21 protein-coding genes are annotated in these 19,375 nt (G+C 71.3%); 8 read left to right on the top strand and 13 right to left on the bottom strand.

The features are described 5' to 3' along the window. Nucleotides 1–20: 20 nt before the first annotated feature. The gene (locus ACWEVS_RS05690) at nucleotides 21–665 is read left to right on the top strand and encodes a hypothetical protein (protein WP_452550121.1); all 645 of its coding nucleotides are present in this window, start codon (nucleotides 21–23) and stop codon (nucleotides 663–665) included. On the opposite strand, the gene ACWEVS_RS05685 is transcribed toward ACWEVS_RS05690, so the two are convergent. Further along, nucleotides 570–1,406: an SURF1 family cytochrome oxidase biogenesis protein gene (locus ACWEVS_RS05685; protein WP_354921125.1), complete on the bottom strand. Its 837-nt coding sequence runs from the start codon at nucleotides 1,404–1,406 to the stop codon at nucleotides 570–572. The genes ACWEVS_RS05690 and ACWEVS_RS05685 overlap by 96 nt on opposite strands. Before the next feature lie 80 nt (nucleotides 1,407–1,486). On the opposite strand from ACWEVS_RS05685, the gene ACWEVS_RS05680 reads away from it, so the two are divergent. Beyond that, nucleotides 1,487–2,158 (top strand): VC0807 family protein, encoded by a 672-nt coding sequence (locus ACWEVS_RS05680; protein ID WP_449915869.1) that lies wholly within the window; start codon nucleotides 1,487–1,489, stop codon nucleotides 2,156–2,158. On the opposite strand, the gene ACWEVS_RS05675 is transcribed toward ACWEVS_RS05680, so the two are convergent. Beyond that, the gene (locus tag ACWEVS_RS05675) at nucleotides 2,132–2,599 is read right to left on the bottom strand and encodes a winged helix-turn-helix transcriptional regulator (protein WP_354921119.1); all 468 of its coding nucleotides are present in this window, start codon (nucleotides 2,597–2,599) and stop codon (nucleotides 2,132–2,134) included. The genes ACWEVS_RS05680 and ACWEVS_RS05675 overlap by 27 nt on opposite strands. Before the next feature lie 71 nt (nucleotides 2,600–2,670). Between ACWEVS_RS05675 and ACWEVS_RS05670 the strand changes: the two genes are divergently transcribed. From ACWEVS_RS05670 to ACWEVS_RS05660, 3 genes are read left to right on the top strand one after another with little or no spacing between them, the layout of a single operon-like run. Then, a complete protein-coding gene (locus ACWEVS_RS05670) occupies nucleotides 2,671–3,183 on the top strand; it encodes an N-acetyltransferase family protein (RefSeq protein ID WP_449915867.1) in 513 nt (170 codons plus the stop codon). Next, the gene (locus ACWEVS_RS05665; RefSeq protein WP_354921113.1) at nucleotides 3,180–3,782 is read left to right on the top strand and encodes a TetR/AcrR family transcriptional regulator; all 603 of its coding nucleotides are present in this window, start codon (nucleotides 3,180–3,182) and stop codon (nucleotides 3,780–3,782) included. Before ACWEVS_RS05670 ends, ACWEVS_RS05665 begins: the two co-directional genes overlap by 4 nt. A gap of 34 nt (nucleotides 3,783–3,816) precedes the next feature. Then, entirely contained in the window at nucleotides 3,817–4,788 is a 972-nt protein-coding gene (locus tag ACWEVS_RS05660; RefSeq protein ID WP_452413123.1) for an NAD(P)-dependent oxidoreductase, read from the top strand. Here the strand turns inward: ACWEVS_RS05660 and ACWEVS_RS05655 are convergent. Then, entirely contained in the window at nucleotides 4,778–5,065 is a 288-nt protein-coding gene (locus ACWEVS_RS05655) for a hypothetical protein (protein WP_449915863.1), read from the bottom strand. The genes ACWEVS_RS05660 and ACWEVS_RS05655 overlap by 11 nt on opposite strands. Before the next feature lie 93 nt (nucleotides 5,066–5,158). Between ACWEVS_RS05655 and ACWEVS_RS05650 the strand changes: the two genes are divergently transcribed. After that, nucleotides 5,159–6,556, top strand: a complete 1,398-nt coding sequence (locus tag ACWEVS_RS05650; protein WP_452413122.1) for a DUF7059 domain-containing protein — start codon at nucleotides 5,159–5,161, stop codon at nucleotides 6,554–6,556. Nucleotides 6,557–6,565: 9 nt separating this feature from the next. Here ACWEVS_RS05650 and ACWEVS_RS05645 read toward each other — a convergent pair whose 3' ends face one another. The 4 genes from ACWEVS_RS05645 to ACWEVS_RS05630 form a co-directional block, all read right to left on the bottom strand. Then, a complete protein-coding gene (locus ACWEVS_RS05645; RefSeq protein ID WP_452550119.1) occupies nucleotides 6,566–7,426 on the bottom strand; it encodes a sigma-70 family RNA polymerase sigma factor in 861 nt (286 codons plus the stop codon). Nucleotides 7,427–7,785: 359 nt separating this feature from the next. Further along, nucleotides 7,786–10,770, bottom strand: a complete 2,985-nt coding sequence (locus ACWEVS_RS05640; protein WP_452550117.1) for a BTAD domain-containing putative transcriptional regulator — start codon at nucleotides 10,768–10,770, stop codon at nucleotides 7,786–7,788. Nucleotides 10,771–11,006: 236 nt separating this feature from the next. Continuing rightward, nucleotides 11,007–11,651, bottom strand: coding sequence for a GNAT family N-acetyltransferase (locus ACWEVS_RS05635; protein ID WP_354921100.1), 645 nt, complete (start codon nucleotides 11,649–11,651; stop codon nucleotides 11,007–11,009). Nucleotides 11,652–11,803: 152 nt separating this feature from the next. Beyond that, nucleotides 11,804–13,090 carry a pyridoxal phosphate-dependent aminotransferase gene (locus tag ACWEVS_RS05630; RefSeq protein ID WP_449915852.1) on the bottom strand — a complete coding sequence of 429 codons (1,287 nt, stop codon included), beginning with the start codon at nucleotides 13,088–13,090 and terminating at the stop codon, nucleotides 11,804–11,806. A gap of 79 nt (nucleotides 13,091–13,169) precedes the next feature. On the opposite strand from ACWEVS_RS05630, the gene ACWEVS_RS05625 reads away from it, so the two are divergent. Both ACWEVS_RS05625 and ACWEVS_RS05620 read left to right on the top strand, forming a co-directional pair. Further along, complete coding sequence (locus tag ACWEVS_RS05625; protein WP_449915850.1) at nucleotides 13,170–14,105, top strand: LysR family transcriptional regulator; 936 nt, start codon at nucleotides 13,170–13,172, stop codon at nucleotides 14,103–14,105. 11 nt (nucleotides 14,106–14,116) lie between these two features. Next, nucleotides 14,117–14,785 (top strand): ribonuclease HII, encoded by a 669-nt coding sequence (locus ACWEVS_RS05620; protein ID WP_449915847.1) that lies wholly within the window; start codon nucleotides 14,117–14,119, stop codon nucleotides 14,783–14,785. A 21-nt stretch (nucleotides 14,786–14,806) separates the two neighbouring features. Here the strand turns inward: ACWEVS_RS05620 and ACWEVS_RS05615 are convergent, their stop codons facing one another. From ACWEVS_RS05615 to ACWEVS_RS05590, 6 genes are all read right to left on the bottom strand, one after another. Continuing rightward, a complete protein-coding gene (locus ACWEVS_RS05615) occupies nucleotides 14,807–15,193 on the bottom strand; it encodes an SCO5389 family protein (protein WP_449915844.1) in 387 nt (128 codons plus the stop codon). Nucleotides 15,194–15,248: 55 nt separating this feature from the next. Continuing rightward, nucleotides 15,249–16,199 (bottom strand): ATP-binding protein, encoded by a 951-nt coding sequence (locus ACWEVS_RS05610; RefSeq protein WP_449915841.1) that lies wholly within the window; start codon nucleotides 16,197–16,199, stop codon nucleotides 15,249–15,251. Between the two features lie 88 nt (nucleotides 16,200–16,287). Further along, nucleotides 16,288–16,662 (bottom strand): RrF2 family transcriptional regulator, encoded by a 375-nt coding sequence (locus ACWEVS_RS05605; protein WP_354921079.1) that lies wholly within the window; start codon nucleotides 16,660–16,662, stop codon nucleotides 16,288–16,290. Further along, entirely contained in the window at nucleotides 16,646–17,506 is an 861-nt protein-coding gene (locus ACWEVS_RS05600) for an ABC transporter permease (protein ID WP_354921077.1), read from the bottom strand. Before ACWEVS_RS05600 ends, ACWEVS_RS05605 begins: the two co-directional genes overlap by 17 nt. Then, nucleotides 17,503–18,303 (bottom strand): ABC transporter ATP-binding protein, encoded by an 801-nt coding sequence (locus tag ACWEVS_RS05595; protein ID WP_449915839.1) that lies wholly within the window; start codon nucleotides 18,301–18,303, stop codon nucleotides 17,503–17,505. Before ACWEVS_RS05595 ends, ACWEVS_RS05600 begins: the two co-directional genes overlap by 4 nt. A 1-nt stretch (nucleotide 18,304) precedes the next feature. Further along, on the bottom strand, nucleotides 18,305–19,333 hold the full coding sequence (locus ACWEVS_RS05590) for an ABC transporter substrate-binding protein (RefSeq protein ID WP_452550115.1): 1,029 nt from the start codon (nucleotides 19,331–19,333) through the stop codon (nucleotides 18,305–18,307). Nucleotides 19,334–19,375 lie beyond the last annotated feature (42 nt).

The raw sequence follows: 19,375 nt of genomic DNA, 5'->3' as shown, positions 1-19,375 counted from the left end.
TCTCGAAGATCCGGGGAGACATGGAGAGCCCCTCAGGCGTCAGGCCCGCGTGGCGAGTCGTCGGATCGGTCGCCAGGACGCTGCTCCTGGTGACACTGCTGTGGGGAGCGATCCTGGTGGCGCTCAGCACGGTCGCCGCCGAGGGCACGCCAGAGCAACTGCGGACCGCCCTGCACCGGCCCGATACCGTGGTCCTGGTCAAGGACACCGGGGAGTTGCGCTGGTCGACCGGCCCGCTCGGATGGCGGAGCCTGTACCCGGACGGCAGGGCCGCCATGGACGCCGCCTTGGCGGCGGCCGAGGAGCGCGGCGTCACCGTGGTGCGCGCGGACCGCGACAGGTGGCCGCCCGAGTGGTTCGAGGACGTACCCGCCCGACATGGCGTGCTGGTACCGCTGGCCTGGTCGGTCACCCTGCTGGTGATGCTGGCGAGGTCCAGGCCGCGCTACGCCACCCGCTGGGGCTGGTTCTGGCTGTTCACCGTCGGCGGCGTCGGCGCCCTGCTCTACCTGGTGATGGAGCCGCAGCCCATCTGGCGGGCGCTGGACGACCCACTGCCGCCGGGGGGCTCACGCCTCGATGGTGTCGGTGCGTTCCTGGTGGCCTTCGCGGTCGCCGTCGTCACCGGCGTCGGCTTTTTCGGCGTCGCGTCGCTGTTCGGCTGACCTGTCCTTCGCCTCGCGCCTGATCATGAGCAGCCAGCCGCCGACGGCCACGCCGATGAACAGCCACCACTGCACGCCGTACGCGAAGTTGAGCCCTCCGCCGGCGCCCACGTCGGGCGGCGGTACGGGCTCGGGCGCGGGCGAGGTGCGCGGCTGCTGCTCGGTGAGCGACACGTACCCGCCCACCAGCCGGTACGGCAGGCCCTGCCCGACGGCGTCGCTGTTGATGAGCAGCACCTGCCCCGGGGGCAGCCCCCCGCGGTTCTTGATGCCGCTCGACTCCTCGGTCTCGCTGGTACGTAGCCTTCCGGTGACAGTTACCTGGCCCGAGGGGGCGGGCGGCACCTCGGGCAGCGCGTCGGCCGTCGCGCCCGCCTTGACCCAGCCCCGGTTGACCAGCACCGCCTGGCCGGGGCTCGTGACCAGCGGGGTGAGGACGTAGAAGCCGAGCTGGCTGTTCTGGGTACGCCTGCGGACCAGCAACGCGTGGCCGGGGTCGTAGGTGCCCTGGACGGTGACGGTCCGGTAGCGGTCGTCCTCGGCGACGGGCCGGCCGGGGGCGACGAGCTCGCCGATGGGCACGGGTCTGGCCTCGAGGTTCCTGGTGACGACGTCGCTGTTGGACGAGCGTTCCTCGTACCGCCCGAACTGCCATTGGCCCAGCAGCACGAAGGCGGGAATGACCAGCAGCACCACCACGTGGAGTGCCAGCCACCTGGGCGTCAGGAGGAACCGGTACACGTCCCTAGGGTAGGCACTGCCCGCACCGGTCCGGCACCGAACCCGGGACAACTCGCCTGGTCATGGTCTACCGTCGGCATTTGTCGCCTTTCCCCCTTCAGGAGCCGTATCTCTCCATGGTCCTGCTCGCCGCGTCCCCCGCCGTCTTCCCGAAGGTCGGCCAGCTCGTCCGCCATGCCGCGCCCAGGGTCCTGGAAAACATGATCATGCCGGTCGCCTCCTTCTACCTGGGCATGATCGTCAGTGGGCCGATCGGCGGGATGGCCGCCTCGGCGCTCTGGGTCTACGGTGGGCTCGCGCTGCGCCTGATATGGCGCGTTCCAGTGCCCGGGGTGGCTCTGCTGGCGGTCCTGACGCTCACCGTGCGGACCGTGGTGGGGATGATGTCGGGCAGCGCCGTGCTCTTCTTCCTGCAGCCCACCCTGGGCATCTTCTGCGTGAGCGCCGCCTTCTTCATCAGCCTGCGCGGACGCAGGCCGCTGGCCGAGCGGATCGCGAGGGACCTGGTGCCGTTGCCCGACCACGTCGCCGCCCATCCGGGGATGCGCCGCTTCTTCGTCCGCCAGTCGCTCCTCTGGGGGTGCGCGCAGCTCGTCAACGGCTCCTTCACACTGTGGATGCTCCTCCACGAGGCGCTGGAGACCTTCCTGGTGGTCCGCACCGCGGGGGTCGCCGTGCTGCTGGGCGGCACGGCGCTCTGGTCGATGCTCGACCTGCGCAGGACCCTAGGCGCTCTGCAGCTTCGCGCCTGAGCCCGGCACCGCCGTCACCTCGCGGGGGCCGGCGACCTCGTGGCCGTCGGCGCATCTGAAGTGCTGTTCGAGCAGGGCACCGCAACCCCGGTGGGTGAGCACCACGGGCGGCCCCTCCTCGTCGGCCAGGTACGTGTCGCCCCAGTGCATCAGCGCGACGAGGATCGGATAGAGGTCGCGCCCCTTCTGCGTGAGGCGGTACTCGTCGCGCTGGCGCTGGCCCGGCTCCCGGTAGGGCTCCTTGCGCAACAGCCCCTCGTCGACCAGCCGGTTCAGCCGCGCGCTCAGCACCTGCCTCGGCGCGCCCGTGGTCGCCTGCATGTCGGCGAAGCGCCGCACGCCGCTGAACGCCTCGCGCAGCACCAGGAAGGTCCACTTCTCCCCGACGATGCCCAGGGTCCGCTCGATCGAGCAGTTGTCCACCCGGAAGCGCACGTTCATAGCTGAAGAGTACTTCGACGAACGCCTGAGTCCAATTGACAGACTCAGCTGCCGCGCGGAATGCTGAGTCTGTGATTGGAACTCAGATCCGCCAGGCCGGGCCGTACGACGAAGAACGGATCAGACGCTTCCTGGCGGGCCTGTCGCTCCACACGCAGACGCTGCGCTTCTTCAGCGGGATCCCCTCGCCCAGACCCAGCCTGATCAGGGCGTTGCTGGCGGTCGACGGCCAGCGGGACGCGATCGTCGCCGAGTACGACGGCGAGATCATCGGCCACGCGATGAGCTATCGGGGCGGCGTCGCCGACGTGGAGATCGCGATCGTGGTCACCGACGCGTGGCAGGGGTGCGGTCTCGGGAGAAGGCTGATCGGCACGCTTCTCGGCAGGGCGGCCGGCCGCGGCGCGACTACCGTCGGCATGGACGTGCTGGGCGACAACAGGCGGGTGCTCCGGATCATCCGGCGTATCTGGCCGGATGCCACGATGAAGGTCTCTTCCGGGTGTGTTGAGGTAACCGCTATGATCCAACCGGCCGCGGTATTTGCGGAACAAGGTTCTGTTGGACCACCATTGACCTCGTGAAGAGTGCCAAGAACGGACGCGACGGCCGTACCCGCATCATCGAGGGCGCCCTTCGCCGCTTCAGCCAGGACGGGGTCTCGGCCACCACGCTGGCGAGCCTGCGCGAGGAGAGCGGCGTCAGCGTCGGCAGTTTCTACCACCACTTCGCCAGCAAGGAACACGTTTTCGGCGTGCTCTACGCGGAGATCCTCAACGCCTACCAGCAGGCCTTCGTCGCCGAGCTGGTCAGCCACGACGACGCCCGCGCGGGCATCGAGGCGGTCGTCGCCTTCCACATGCGCTGGGCGGGCGAGCACCCCGAGCGGGCCAGGATCCTGGTCAGCGAGCGCCCGCCGCGCAAGAACGAGCCGGGCGGCCCCGAGGCGGCCGAGGCACGGCGCGCCTTCTTCCGCCAGGTCGCCGAGTGGTGGCGCCCGCACATGAAGAACGGCCTGCTCCAGCCGGTCGCCCCGACCATGTGCTACGTGCTGTGGCTCGGCCCCGCGCAGGAGATGTGCCGCCTCTGGTTCGCCGGCGCCCACACCCCCACCGAGGACGAGATCAAGGGGCTGGGTCAGGCGGCCTGGCAGAGTCTGCGGCAGAGCGACAGGGAGCAATGATCCCGGCACCCTCTGTGGTGTTATTGTCGCGATTGTGAGACGACCGCGCGTGCTCCTCCTGACCGGCCTGCCGGAGCCCGCTCTCGCGCGGCTCCGCGAGGTGGCCGACGTCGTCGAGGTGGCCGACCGGCCACCTCTCGGCTTCTCCGACGAACAGCTGGCCGACCTGGTCATCGAGACCGGCGCCGGTGTGCTCCTCACCCACCACGACCAGGTTCGCACCTCCGTCCTCGACCTGCCCGTCGACGTCGTCGCCTGTACGGGCGACCTCACCGCGATCGACGTCGCGCTGGCCGCCGAGCGCGGCGTGATGGTGCTCCACGACGGCGGCCAGGACGCCGACGCGGTCGCCGAGCTCACGCTGGCGCTGCTGTTCGCGGTCAGCAGGAACATCGTCGCCGCCGACCGGGAAGTACGGCGGGGCACGGTCAGCCGCAAGCGCGTGCCGGCCGCCGAGCGCCATCGCGGCTCGCGGCTGTCCGGCCGTACGTTCGGCATCGTCGGGCTGGGCCGGGTGGGCAGGGCCGTGCAGTGGCGGGCGGAGGGGCTGGGCATGCGGGTGATCGCGTGCGACCCCTACGTGCCCGAGGCCACCCACTCGCTGTTCGCGTTGCTCGCCGAGGCGGACGTGGTGTCGCTGCACGTGCCGCTGACCGCCGAGACGCGGGGGTTCGTCGGCCCGACCGAACTGGCCGCCATGCGCGAGGGGGCCATCTTCCTCAACACCTCGCGCGGCGCCCTGCACGACCTGACCGCCCTGGTCGAGGCGCTGCGCTGGGGACGGCTCGGCGGGGCCGGCCTCGACCACTTCGAGGGCGAGTGGCTCGACCGCTCGCATCCGCTGACCCGGCTGCCCAACGTGGTGCTCACGCCGCGCCTCGGCCAGGCCACGGGCGAGACGGCCGGGGAGCGCGCGGCGTCGGTCGTCGACGACATCGTCAGGCTGGTGCGCGGGGAGCAGCCCGTGCACGCGTGCACGCCGGTGGAGGCGTGGATCATCGCCTAGGAACGTGCCAGTGGCAGCGGTCGAGGGAGATGTCGAGCGCCACCTCGCACCGGTGGCGGCGCAGACCGGGGACGCGTACCCGGTCGTGGACGTCGAACCGGCCGTGCCTGGCCGCGCCGAAGCCGAGCTCACCGGTGAAGACGCGCAGGTCATCGCGGTTGCCGCAGGTCGGGCAGGTCCAGATGACGCGGTCGAGGCGGCGGTCGTAGTCGGAGCAGGCGCTGAAGTAGTCGTCAGGCCTGAACCGGGACTCGCAGGCGAGGCAGGGAAGCAGCATCGGTTCCGTTCCTCTTGGCACACGGGTGGGGCAGAAGGAGTATGACAGACGTAACTGTACGATTACCGTGAGTTTCGGATCTAGGATGGCCGGGTGGAACGACTGCGCGACCATCTCCTGAAGACCGGCTACACGATCGACGGCGTCCGCGATCGGCTCGGTGACATGGCGGCCTCGGCGCTCGCCAGGGAGGAGCTGGTCCCGGCCCTTCGCGCCACCAGGAGCGGCGACCCGCTCGACGCGTCGATCAGGCTGTGGTGGCTGGGCGTGCCCGTGCCGGCGGCCGAGCTGCCGTTCGAGGTGATGGAGTCGGGCCTGGTCGAGTTCGACGGCGACAGCGTCCGCGCGACCGTCCACCTCCAGCCGTGGGACGAGCACGGCTACGTCGCCTCCGACCGCAAGGTGCGCCCCGGCGACCCCGCGCTGCGCCCCGACCACGTCGTCGGCGCGGGCGGCGCCTCGGCGAACCTGGCCCAGCTGGTCACCCGCAGGCCCGTCGAGCGCGCGCTCGACCTCGGCACCGGCTGCGGCGTCCAGGTGCTGCACCTGGCCGACCGGGCGTCCCGGATCGTCGCCACCGACGTCAACCCGCGGGCGGTGGAGCTGGCCCGCCTGAGCTGGCGGCTGTCCGGCATCACGGGCGTCGACGCCCGCGTGGGCTCCATGTTCGAGCCGGTCGAGGACGAGCTGTTCGACCTCGTGGTCTCCAACCCGCCCTTCGTGATCGCCCCCGGCGGTGGCCTGACCTACCGCGAGACCGGTGCGGCGGGCGACGACTTCTGCCGCGACCTCGTCCTGCGGACACCGGCCCACCTCGCCCAGGACGGCCACGCCCACTTCCTGGCCAACTGGCTGCACGTGGAGGGGGAGGACTGGCGCGACAGGGTCGGCGGCTGGGTCGGCGCGACCGGCTGCGACGGCTGGGTGGTCGAGCGCGACGTGCAGGACCCGGCCGAGTACGTCGAGCTGTGGCTGCGCGACGCGGCCGAGCAGGGCACGCCCGCCTACACCTCCCGCTACGACGAGTGGCTGTCGTGGTTCGAGGCGAACAAGGTGGAGGGGATCGGCTTCGGCTGGATCACGCTGCGCAACGCGGGCGCCCTCGACCCGGTGGTCAGGGTGGAGCGGCTGACCCACCGGGTCTCCCTGCCGGTCGGCGACTACGTCGAGGACGTCCTCGACTCGATCGCCGCCGCCCACCGGACCCGCGATCTCGAACAGGCCAGGCTGCGGGTCGCCGAGGGCCTCCTCGACGAGCGCATCGGCGCCCCCGGCGCGGAGGATCCCGCCCGCATCGTGCTGCGCCAGACCCGCGGCCTGCTCCGCAGTACCGACGTCGGCACGGTGGAGGCGGCGCTGGCCGGGGTCTGCGACGGGCAGCTCGCCCTCGGCCCGCTGCTCAACGTGATCGCCGAGCTGGTGGGCGACGGCGAGCAGCTGCTCGCCGACACCCTCCGCCCGCTGATCGCCGAGGGCTACTTCCACGTGTAGGCGGCTCGGTCACATCGTGATGCCGAGCCGTTCCAGGCGCTCGGGGCCGGAGACGGAGTAGATCTCGACGATCCGCCCGTCCACGACCGTGAAGCTCATGACCGAGTACGGCCTGCCGTGCACCACGGTGACCACTCCGGCGGCGCCGTTCACCAGCACCGGACGGGCGGCCGTGGCGTTGCGGGCGAACCTCGCCGCCTGCTTGGCCACGGTCGCGGCGCCGCGGAGCACCGCCACGCCCGCCATGCTCACCGTACGCAGCACGATGTCGGGGTCCAGCACCGAGACGAGCGCCTCGAAGTCGCCGTCGCGGGCCGCGGCGAGGAAGGCGTCGACGACCTTCCGCTGCCTGCTGACGTCCACGTCGGGCGGGGGCGCCGCTCCCTGCACGCGACGGCGGGCCCGGCTGGCCAGCTGGCGCGTCGTGGCGGCCGAGCGCTCCACGATGGGCGCGATCTCCTCGAACGGCACGGCGAACATGTCGTGCAGCACGAAGGCCAGCCGTTCGGCGGGAGCCAGCGTGTCGAGCACCACCAGCATCGCCAGGCCGACCGAGTCGGCCAGCATCGCCTCGTGCTCGGGATCACCGCCGTCCGCCACGCTCACGACGGGGTCGGGGAAGCGCTCGCCGGCCGGTTCCGCGCGCCGCTCCCGCGCCCGCAGCATGCCCAGGCACACCCGTCCCACGACAGTGGTCAGCCACCCGCCGAGGTTGTCCACATCGCTCACGTCGGTACGGCTGAGCCGTAGCCATGCCTCCTGGACGGCGTCGTCGGCCTCGCTCAGCGAGCCCAGCATCCGGTAGGCCACCGCCTTCAGGTGGGCGCGGTACTCCTCGAACCGGCCGGCCAGCTGCTCGTCTGCGTCCATCGTTCCTTCTTCACGGTTCGTCGTCGCGCGTCCCGGACGGCACGATGGAGGACAGCCAATCACGGCGCGCCGGAAGCAGCGGTGGCGAGCCGGTTGATCGGGCGTTGATTGGTTTGCATGCGTACCGGCGCACCCTCGGAGCGTGGACACGCCCCGGGGGGTTCGACAGAAGCGGGGCGTGTCGCCCGACCGGCCGTCGTTGTGAGGCGGCTAGCTGTCACGTGGAGCATCCGGACACCGGGCCCCCTGGCGAAACGTGACGGTCAGACGGCTGGTCGGGCCCACACACACCGCACCCCGGAAAGAGACCAGCCTTGATCAACCATGTGTGGATGACACGTCTGGACGACGAGCTGTACTCAGGGCTCGACGACGGCGACGGAGTCGACACCGTCGAGGAGCGCCTTGAGGTCACCCGCCTCTGGGGCGCCGAGGCGGGTGAAGATGTCGAACGCCTGGCGTAGGCAGTCGACGCTCCTCGCGGTGCCGCCCAGGCCGTGCAGCGCCCTGCCCAGCACCGTGAGCGAGAGCCCCTCACCGTACGGGTGGCCGATCTCGCGGCTGACCGCCAGCGCCTGCTCCGCGTGACGCACCGCGTCGGAGAAGCGCCGGGCGGCGATGAACGTCTCGGCCAGCCTGACGCACACCCGCTGCTCCCACACGCGCTGCCTGCTGGCCCTGAAGAAGGCCAGGCACTCGGCGTGGTGGTGGACGGCCTCGTTGAGGCGGCCCACGCGCGACAGCACGATGCCGAGGTGGTAGCGGGCGCGGGCGGTGCCGGCGCCGCTGCCGATCTCGGTGAAGATGGCCAGCCCCTGCTCGGCGGCGGCGATCGCGTCCTCGGGGTTGCCCAGGCCGAGGTGGTCGCGGGCGGAGTAGCTGAGCACCAGCGCCTCGCCGGCCGCCACGCCGTTCTCTCGGTAGAACGCGGTGGCGGAGGCGAACCAGCCGAGCGCCTCGTGGTGGCGGCGCCGACGGCCGGAGACGACGGCGAGGGCGTTGAGCACCTCGCCCATGACGACGCGTTCGTCGCCTGCGGTCGACAGGTCGAGCACGAGCCTGAACTGCTCCTCGGCCTCGGCGAGCCGGTTGGCGCCGAACAGTACGCGGCCGAGGACGTAGCGGGAGCGCAGCTCCCCCGCAGGGTCGCCGATCTTCCGTGCCGTGGCGAGCACGGCCCTGGTGGCCAGGTCGAACTCGCGGGCGTGGGTGCCCGACTCCAGCAGCGGCTCCATGGCGACGAGGAGGTCGGCGGCGGGCAGCAGCTGCTCGCCCGTACGGCAGGACTCGGCGGCCTGGCCGATCACCGCGAACAGGCAGTCGCCCTCCGAGACGAGCCAGGCGACGGCGTCGTCGGCCGAGGCGAACGCACGCCCGCTGCCGACCACGACGAGATTGTCGGCGATCATGCTGCCCTCGTAGGCGAGCCGGTGCGCAGCCTGGGCCGAGGCGAGGTAGAAGCCGAGCAGCCGGCGCAGCGCCAGCGTCCTGGCCTGCGGGCGTTCGGTCTTGTCGAGGACGCGCCGCGCGAAGAGCTTGAGCAGGTCGTGGAAGCGGTAGCGTCCAGGCGCGGGCGCCTCCAGGAGGCTGGCGTCCACCAGCGACTCCAGCAGGTCCTCGGTCTCCAGCGTCGGGGCCGACAGGACGGCGGCCGCGGCGCCGACCGAGATGTCGGGTCCGTTCGGCAGGCTCAGCAGCCGGAACGCCCTCGCCTGGGCGGGGTCGAGCTGGCCGTACCCGAGGGCGAAGGTGGCCTCCACCGCCAGGTCGCCGACCCGCAGCTCGTCGAGGCGGCGCTGCTCGTCGGCCAGGCGGGGCACCAGGGAGGCGACCGTCCACGAGGGCCGCGCCGCCAGCCGGGCGGCCACGATCCGTACGGCCAGCGGCAGGAACCCACAGGCCGCCACGACGTCCATCGCCGCGCCGCGCTCGGCGGCGACCCTTTCCGGCCCCGCCACGGCGGTGAACAGCGACAGCGCCTCGTCCGGCTCCATCACGTCGAGGTCGATCAGCTTGGCCGAGGGCAGGTCGGCCAGCTTCACCCGGCTGGTGACGATCGCCGCGCAACCCGGCGAGCCGGGCAGCAGCTGGCTGACCTGACGGGTGTCGTGCGCGTTGTCCAGCAGCACGAGGATGCGCCGGTCGGCCAGCAGCGACCGGTAGAGCGCGGCCCGCTCCTGCAGCCCCTCGGGGATGACGTCGGGCGGGATGCCGAGCGCGCGCAGGAACGCTCCCAGCGTGGATTCCGGCGCGGTGGCCTCGTCGGTGAAGCCGCGCAGGTCGGCGTAGAGCTGCCCGTCGGGGAACAGGTCGTCGCAGGCGTGCGCGACGTGGACGGCCAGCGCCGTCTTGCCGACGCCGCCGATGCCGCAGATGGCCGCGACGGGCACGCCCTCGGCCGTCTGCGCGGACAGCAGCGTGCGCAGCCTGGCCACGATCGGGCGGCGGCCGGTGAAGTCGCTGACGGCGGCGGGGAGCTGGGCGGGGCGGGGCAACTCGTGCTCGTCGGCGCCCTCGGCGACGTCGGCCCCGGCCGGGCCGTCGGCGGTGGGGACGGGGGACGGGCTGGGCGGCGTCATCAGGCTGGGGTCGGCGGCGAGGATCTTGTGGTGCAGCGCGGTCAGCTCGGGGCCCGGCTCGATGCCTAACTCCTCGACGAGCGCGTCGCGGGTGTCGGTGAAGACGGCGAGCGCGTCGCCCTGACGCCCGCACCGGTAGTAGGCCAGCATGAGCTGGGCGCGCAGCCGCTCGCGCAGCGGGTGGTCGGCGGTGAGCGCGATCAGTTCGGAGACGACCGCGGCGTGCCTGCCGAGGGCCAGGTCGAGGTCCATGAGCTCCTCGATGGCGGTGATGTGGCGCTCGGCCAGCCGGTCGCGCTGGTGCTCGGCGTAGGGGCCGACGGCTCCGGCCAGCGGCTCGCCTTCCCAGAGCGCGAGGGCGGCGCGCACGCTCTCGGCGGCCTCGTCCGTTCTGCCGGCCCGGCGCAGCGTCTCGGCCTCCTGCATGCCGCGCTCGAAGAGCGTCAGGTCGAGGGATCCGGTGCGCAGGGCATAGCCCTTGCCGACCGAGGTGAGCAGCTCGGGGCGGGAACGGGGCGAGCGGTCGGGCTCCAGCACCGTGCGCAGCCGCGAGACGTAGGTGCGCAGCGCGCCGAGCGCCCTGGGCGGGGCTTCCTCTCCCCATACCGCGTCGATCATCTCGCCGGGGGTGATCGCCCGGCCTTCCCTGAGGAGCAGCATCGCGAGGATCGACCGCTGAAGCGGTGTGCCGAGATCGAGTTCGTCGCCATCGCGCCACGCGCGGACGGGACCGAGCACGGCGAACCGCAGCCCCTCACCAGCCATGCTCACAGTCTCCAACGCAATGGGCCATTTTGCTACCAAATACTAGTTGCCCAGAGGTGGCCGTTTCATTGATTGCGCTTTGATCCGGCGTTAAGCGGGTCGAGGGATGCTGAAACTCGCAAAGGCATGGCCCAGTTCAACGGGGGCGGTCATGCCTTACCGGTTCGAAACAACACCAGGCCCTGCCCGGCGGTGCGGGCAGGGCCGTCGTGTCCGAGTTTTTCGTAGGAACGTGCTTAGGCGGCTTCGACGAGACCGAGTCTCTGAGCCATCCGTTCTCGAACCACCGGCCATTCCGAGCCCAGGATCGAGTAGTACGCGGTATCTCGGACCGTATCGTCGGCGCCTCGGCTGTCTGCCCGTCGCACGCCGTCAAGGTGTGCGCCGAGAGCCTCGATGGCGGCCCGGGATCGCGTGTTGCGTACATCGGCTTTGAGGGTGATGCGGTGGACGCCCCAGGTGTCGAAGGCCAGCGAGAGCATCAGGAACTTGCTCTCCCGGTTCACACCGGTGCCCTGCGCCGAAGCGGAGAGCCAGGTGTAACCGATGTCGGCCACGGACGGGATCTCGCCCACCGCGCCACGTGTACCCGGAGGCCAGGGCATCGGGCCCTGCCAGTACTCCAGGTGCATGAGACGGGTGGCACCGACCACGCGGTCGGTGTGCAGCCACCGGATGGCGAAAGGCAACGTCCGGCCTTCCGCCTGCTCAGCCAAAGCGGCCTCCACATAGGAGACCATCTCTTCCCGCCCATCGGGAACACGAGTGAAGGCGTACGTGGAACGGTCTTCACACGCCGCGGCGACGAGGTCATCGACCACCGCGAGGCTGAGAGGTTCCAGGCGCACGAGGCGCCCGGACAGGGTGACAAAAGCGGGCATGAGCACATGATGGGGCTTGCACGCCGCAGGAGATACCAGGACTCACGCGCTATCTTTTGCAGGTTTCTGCAATGGTCGCGTTTTCCCAGGTCAGCAGGCTGATCGTAGGGGGTGGCGAGCGGCCCGCGGGGCAAAGTTTGCCAAACCGATGCCTAGCCGTGCGCGGGCGTTGCGGCCATGGTGCGGCGTGGGGTTCTCCCCGCCGCCTGCTGCCGCGTGGACAGGTCGTGCAAACCTCTCGAGAGGTGGGCCAGGTTGGCCGAGATCCACGGCAGCGACAGGGGGTCCGAGGAGGTCAGCGCGGTCATGCGCTCCTCCTGGCTCTCGCCGTACAGGAGGCTGGTGGCCACCCGCACCCTCGCGGCCGACGGGTCGTCGCCGAAGGCGTGTCCGGGCAGTACGGCGATGCCGTGATCCTCGATCAGCAGTTTGGTGACTTCTGCCGAGCCGCCCACCCTCAGGTGTCCGAGGTCGGGGTAGAGGTAGAAGCCGCCCTGCGGGGCCGGGACGCTCGCCCCCGCCTCGACGAACGCGGCGTGGACGGCGTTGGCGACCACCGCGTGCAGCCGCCGGCTGCGCGCCACGCGTTCGACCAGCTCCACGGGTTCGGTGAAGGCGTAGGCGGCAGCAGCCTGGACGGGAGCGGCCGGCGCCGACCAGATCTCGCTGGCGATCGCCAGGACCTTGTCGAGCAGTCCGCGCGCGCCGTGGGGCAGCCTGGCGACGCCGATGCGCCAGCCGCCGAGCGCGAGGCTCTTGCTCAGCCCGGTGGTGATGACCGTGCGTTCCGGCGCCAGGTCGGCCGGCGACAGGAACGGGGTGTCGATGTCGTGGACGAGGTCGCGGTAGATCTCGTCGGAGATGATCACGAGGTCGAGCTCGCGGGCGACCTGGACCAGGCGGCCCATGGTCCGCGGCGAGGCGAGTCGTCCCGTGGGGTTGTCGGGCAGCGTGACGAGCACGGAGCGCACGGTCCTGCCCTGCGCGCGGGCCCGCAGGACGGCGGCGGCGACCAGGTCGGGGTCGGGCGCCCCGCCCTCGCCGGGAGGCGTCGGCACCATGATCGGCTCGGCGCCGACCAGGTCGGCCTGCGCCGCGTAGCTGACCCAGCTCGGCTTGGGCAGCACGATGTCGCCGCCGATGGCGAGCTGCAGGCCGTACAGCAGGGGCTTGCTGCCCGGCGCGCAGACGACCTGGTCGGGTTCCGTGACGAGTCCCCGTCGGGTCCAGTAACCCGCCGCCGCCTCGCGCAGTTCCATGGCGCCCGCGACCGGCCCGTAGCCGTTGCGGTCGGCGGCGGCTACCAGCCTGTCCAGCAGCGCCGGGTGCACGGGCAGCCCTGCCTCGCCGAAGGCCAGGTGCAACACGCGTTCCCCGGCGCGCCGTCTTCGTTCGATGTCCTCGTTCGCCGCCAGGGTGGCGGAAAGCGTCACGTTCATGTTTGTCACGTTCCCAGCCTGGTTGTATGAAGGCATCAGCACAAGCGAGGCTTTTCATGGGTAGGCATAAGGAAGTCCGATGCTCGATTTGCGGCGTCTTGTGGTGATCTGCGAGTTCGCTCGGCGGGGCAGCATCGCCGCCACCGCCGAGTCGCTGGGATACAGTCCCTCGGCGGTCTCGCAGCAACTGGCCGCGCTGGAGCGGGAGGCGGGCACCGCGCTGCTCGACCGCACCGCGCGCAGCGCCGAGCTGACCGACGCGGGCCGGCGCCTGGTGGCGCACGCCGAGCGCATCCTGACCATGGTCGAGGAGGCGGAGTCCGACCTGTCGGCGCAGGCGGGCACGCCCGCGGGCCGCGTGGTGCTCACCGCCTTCCCCACGGCGGCGGTCGCCTTCGCGCCGGTGCTGGCGCGCTCGCTGCGCCGCCACACGGAGCTGACGATCAGGCTGGGACAGTCGCGCTCCGGGCGGGGCATGCGCGAGGTGCAGTCGGGCGAGGTCGACATCGCGCTCGTCGACGACTGGTACGGCAGGGCGCACGACAGCGAGTCGCTGCGGGTCTTCCCCCTCCTGCACGACCCGCTGGTCCTCGTGGTGCCGCGCAGGCACCGCCTGGCCGACCCCGAGGTGCCGATCGACCTGCGGGAGCTGCGCGACGAGCCGTGGATGGCCACCCCTGACGGCGAGCCGTCCCGCCTGGCCGTGGACAGGCTCTTCGCCGACGTGGGCGGCGCGCGGCCGACGCCGTGGGAGTTCGAGGGCCTCGGCACCATCCTGTCCCTGGTGGCCAAGGGCATCGGCATCGCCGCCGTCCCCGCCCTGGCCCTGGCCGCGGGCGTGCGGGGCATCGCGGTGCGCCAGTTCCCCGGCTCCGCCGGAGGCCGTGACGTGCTGGCCGTCGCCCGGCGCTCCAGCGTCCACCGGCCCTCGGTGTCGGTGACGCTGCGGGCGATCCACGTCGCCGCCCGCTATCTCGCCGCCGATCTGGAGCCCGTCAGGCTGGCGCACCGGTAGCCTTCGGTGCCGTGGCTCCGACGTACGAGATCGAGACCCTGCTCGCGGGCGCCCGCGGAAAGATCGTCGCGGGCGTCGACGAGGTCGGCCGCGGCGCGTGGGCCGGCCCCGTCATGGTCTGCGCGGTCGTCACCGACCTGTCCGAGCCGCCCGGCGGGCTGACCGACTCCAAGCAGCTGTCGGCCGCCCGGCGCACCGCGCTCGTGCCCGAGCTGGAGCGGTGGGCGAAGGGCATCGCGTACGGCACGGCCTCCCACGAGGAGATCGACGCCCTGGGCATGACGGAGGCGCTGCGCAGGGCGGCCCGGCAGGCCCTCGAGGCCCTTCCGGTGCGGCCCGACGTGGTGATCCTCGACGGCTCCCACGACTACATCGGCGCCCCGTGGCCGGTCCGCCTGGAGGTCAAGGGCGACCAGGCGAGCATCTCGGTGGCCGCCGCCTCGGTGCTGGCCAAGGTTCGGCGCGACACCCTCATGGCGGACCTCGGCTGCGACGAGTACGGCTTCGCGGAGAACGCGGGCTACCCCTCGCCCGTCCACCAGGCCGCGCTGGCCGAGCACGGCCCCACGCCGCACCACCGCCTGTCCTGGTCCTACCTGGACGACCTGCCGCGATGGCGCCATCTCAAGAAGCACAGGGACGCGGCGGTCGGCGAGGGGCAGATCTCCCTGTTCGGCTGAGCCCGCCGGTGACGCACAGGATCAGCAGTCGACGAGCTCCGGCCGCTGGTTGAGGATCTGCGCCCGCGGCGTCACGAAGTCGCGGAGCGCGCCGGTCGCGGCCGGGTCGAACACCGCGACCCTGTGACAGTTCTGGAAGGCGAGCCGTACCCCGAAGTGGCGCTCGAGGGCACCGCGCATCGCGTCGCTGGCCAGGCAGCGCAGGAGCTGGCCGCGAGCCTCCTCGTCCGGGGGCGGGGTGTGGTTGTCGGCGAACTCGGCTCCTGAATGTTCACGCTGCTTGACCAGCTCGCTGATCATCGACCAGGCGTAGGGCAGGGAATCGCGGACGCAGGCGACGAACGCCGCGTCGTCGATCTCACCCTGTCTCGCCTGCTCGAGAAGATCGTTGGGAACGGTCAGCGACATGCTTTCTCCTCTCGAAGGGGGCCCACTCGACGCTAGGTGTGGTCGTGGGCGTGCTCTAGATGGCCTGAGGGCGACAGTCGAGTGACGCCGGGCCGTACACGAAGCCGGGGTCGATCTGCTCGGCGAGGTCGCGCCCGGTGCGCTCGTTGGCCCACGCGCGGGCGTTGCGCAGGTGGAACTCCGCGGCCTGCCTGCCGAACCTCTCCCAGTCCTTCTCCTGCGCGTCGACGTGCTTGAGCAGCACCGACAGGGCCTCGGCGTTGGCCGGTTCGAGGTCGTCGAGGGTGAACCGCCTGCCCTGCTCCATGGCGCGGACCGCGGTGGAGTGCTCCAGCCAGGTCAGCAGGTCGTCGCCGACCTGGTCGTGCAGGAACTCCACGTCGGCGGGCCCGTGGACCTTGTTGCCCACCACCGCGACGGGCACGTCGTGGTCGGCGGCGTAGTCCTTGTACTGCCGGTAGACGCTCACCCCCTGCCGGGTCGGCTCGGCCACCAGGAAGGTCACGTCGAACCGGGTGAACAGGCCGGAGGCGAAGGAGTCGGCCCCCGCCGTCATGTCGACCACGACGTACTCGTCGTGGCCGTCGACCAGGTGGTTGAGCAGCAGCTCGACCGCACCGACCTTGGAGTGGTAGCAGGCGACGCCGAGGTCGTCCTCGCTGAAGGGCCCGGTGGCCATGAGGCGCGGCCCTTCCGGCGTCGCCACCGTGTACGGCAGGTCGGCGAAGCGCAGGATCCGCGAGCCGCGCCCCGGCGGGGTCGTCTTGACCATCGCGGCGGCGGAGGGGATCAGCGGATTGGAGCCGCGCAGCAGCTCTTTGATCTCGGTGAGGCGCCCGCCGAGCGGCTCAGGCTCCTCGTCCACGCCGAGGACCAGCGCCAGGTGCTGGTTGATGTCGGCGTCGACGGCCACCACCGGCCTGCCCTGACCGGCCACGTACCTCGAGAACAGTGCGGACACGGTGGTCTTGCCGCTGCCGCCCTTGCCAACGAACGCCACTCTCACGCTGAAGCCCCATCTGACGATGAAAACCGTTACCGATTCAGCATGACACAAGGGGACGCGAGGCGGCGTGATTTTGCCGAAACGCTGGTCAGAGCGAAACGATCTGCGCGAACGTGATCTCGGTCAGCAGCCTCTCCTCGTGCTCGCGCAGGGCGGCCCACACGTCGGCGAGCGGCTCGGCCACCCCCGGATACTCGTCGGGTGACGGCCACCCCTCGACGACCGCGATCACGTCGGCCAGCGTGATCGCGGCGGCGTCGCGAGCCAGCCAGTAGCCGCCCTCGGGGCCGCGCTGGCTGCGGATCAGCCCGGCCCTGCGCAGCTGCAACAGGATGTTGTCCAGGAACCTGCGGGGGATGCCCTGCGCCGCGGCGATCCGCTCGGCGGGCACCGGGCCCTCCGGCGCCGCGGCCAGCTCGGTGACCGCCCGCAGCGCGTACTGCGTCCTAGCGGAGATCCGCACGAAGGCCCCAGCGGCGGCGAAGGGCGTTGTCACCGAGCTCGAAGAGCACGTCGATGACGATGCCGATCAGCAACACGACAATCATGGTGGCGAGCAGGCCCGCCGAGTCGGCCAGCTCCCTGGCGTAGTGGAGCTGCTCGCCGAGCGAGGGCTGGTTGGCGATGATGACCACGATCTCGCCCGCCATCAGCGACCGCCACGCGAAGGCCCAGCCCTGCTTGAGGCCCGCCAGGAACGACGGGAGCGAGGCCGGCAGGATCACGTGCCAGTAGAGCTGGAGCCGGCGGAAGCCGAGCACGTGCCCCGCGCGCAGCAGCAGCGGCGGCGTGTAGTCGACGCCGGTGATCAGGCCGTTGGCGATGGAGGGCGCGGCGCCGAGGATCACCACGAAGGTGATGGCGCTCTCGCTCAGCTTGAACAGCAGGATCGCCAGCGGGAACCAGGCGATCGACGGCATGGTCTGCAGGCCCGTGATGAGCGAGCCGAAGGCCGCCCGCAGCACCCTGACCCTGGAGACCAGCGCGCCGACGATCAGGCCGATCAGTACGGCGGCGGCGAATCCGGTCACCGCCCTGCGCATGGTCACCCCGACGGCCTGCCAGAACTCGGCGGTGGCCAGGCGGTCGAACAGCACGGGGAAGACCTCGGACGGGCCGGCGAAGACCCAGGGCTCCCAGAACCCCGCCCAGACCACGCCCTGCCAGATGATCAGCACGATGCCGACCGCCAGCGTGATCGGCCAGACCCGCGCCCAGAGGCGGCCGGCCAGGGCGCCGCGCCGCTTCTCGGTGATCTCCAGGGCGTCGAGGCCGGCGATCTGGGCGGCGTGAGTGTCGGTGGTCACGGCGTTCCTCCCTCGCGGCCGCCTCCACCCGCGGGACCCGACTCACGCGAGCCGCCGGCGTGGCGGGCCACCTCCTGCTTGAGCTGGTCGGTGATGCGCGCCGCCAGCCCCGCCACCTCGGCCGAGTCCGTACGGCGCGGCCGGGCGAGCTCCACGGGGAACTCCTCGACGACCTTGCCCGGCCTGCTGCTCAGCAGCACGACCCGGTCGCCGAGCCGTACCGCCTCGCGGACGTTGTGGGTGACGAACAGCACCGACAGCCGCCGCTCGCGCCAGATCCGCTCCAGCTCGTCGTGGAGCAGGTCGCGGGTCATGGCGTCGAGCGCGCCGAACGGCTCGTCCATGAGCAGCACGTCGGCGTCCTGGGCCAGCGAGCGGGCCAGCGCCACGCGCTGGCGCATGCCGCCTGACAGCTGGTGCGGCCGCTTGGGGCCGAAGCCGCCCAGGTGGACCATCTCGAGGAACTCCTCGGCCCTGGCCCGCCGTTCCCGCCTGGGCAGCGCCCGCATGGCCATCTCGACGTTGGCCGCGACGGTGAGCCAGGGGAACAGCGCGGGTTCCTGGAACATCATCGCGACCCTGCGGCCGGTCGTGGTGATCGTGCCGCCGGACGGCCGGTCGAGCCCGGCCACCAGCGAGAGCAGCGTGCTCTTGCCGCATCCCGACGCGCCGAGGAGGCAGACGAACTCGCCGGGCGCCACGCCGAGCGAGACCTTGTCGAGGGCGAGCAGGTCGCCGTAGAGCTTGGAGACCCCTTCGAGCCTGACCGCGACCTGGCGGTCCACCTGGACGGTCATGTCACTTGTCCTTGATCGACTGCTGGCCCTTCGCGGCCAGGACCTCGTTGAGGACCTTCAGGTCGTAGATGCCGTTGAGGTCCACCGGCTTCAGCAGCCCGACCTTCACGGCGTGGTCGGCGCTGCCGGTCAGCGAAGCGGCGATCGGGTCGTTGGTGAACGTGATGTTCTTGAACGCGCTGGCCAGCACCTCGGGCTTGAGCGGCTTGCCCGTCAGCTTCTCGACCGAGGCGTTGACCACCTTCGCCGCGGCGTCGGGGTCGGCGTTGATCTCCTCGGTCGACTGGACGTGCGCCTCGATGAGCTTCTTGAGCAGGTCGGGGTTGGCCTTGGCCCACTCCTGCCGGACGATCAGGTGAGTGATCACGAACTGCTTGTCCGGCCAGAGCTCGCGCTCGTCCTGCAGGATCTTGCCCTTGCTCTCGATGACCAGCCTGCTGGCGAACGGCTCGGGCACCCAGGCGCCGTCGATGTCACCCGTGGCGAACGTCTGCAGGGTCTGCGAGTTCTCCTGCGGGACGATGCTGACGTCGCCGCCGCCCTTGGTGTCGGTCTTGAGGCCCTTCTCCTGCAGCCAGTAGCGCAGGGCGACGTCCTGCGTGTTGCCGAGCTGCGGAGTGGCGATCTTCTTGCCCTTGAGGTCCTCCACCGAGTTGATCTCGGGCTTGACGACGAGGTAGACGCCGCCGGAGGCCGCGCCCGCCACGATGTTGATGGCCTTGCCCTTGGACTTCTCCCAGGCGTTGATGGCCGGGTTGGGGCCGATGTAGGTGGCGTCGACGGCGCCGGAGAAGACGGCCTCGATGGCGGCCGGACCCGCGTTGAACGTGCTGGTCTTGAGGGGGACGCCGAGAGACTTGGCGTAGATGCCCTTCTCGACGCCGTAGAGGGCGGTGGAGTGCGTGATGTTCGGGAAGTACCCGAGGCGCACCTCCTTGGCGGCAGCAGCCGGCGCGCCCGACGAGGAGGACCCGCACGCGGCCGCGAGCGAGGTCATGGCCAGTATGGCGGCGGCGGCTAGCCTCTTCATCGCAACTCCCTATTTCCTACTTAATAAGTCGGCTATATGCAC

It is taken from the genome of Nonomuraea sp. NPDC003754, from assembly GCF_053605785.1.
The sequence above is the reverse complement of the archived record's forward strand: the minus strand, read 5'-3'. Positions and strand labels throughout refer to the sequence as shown.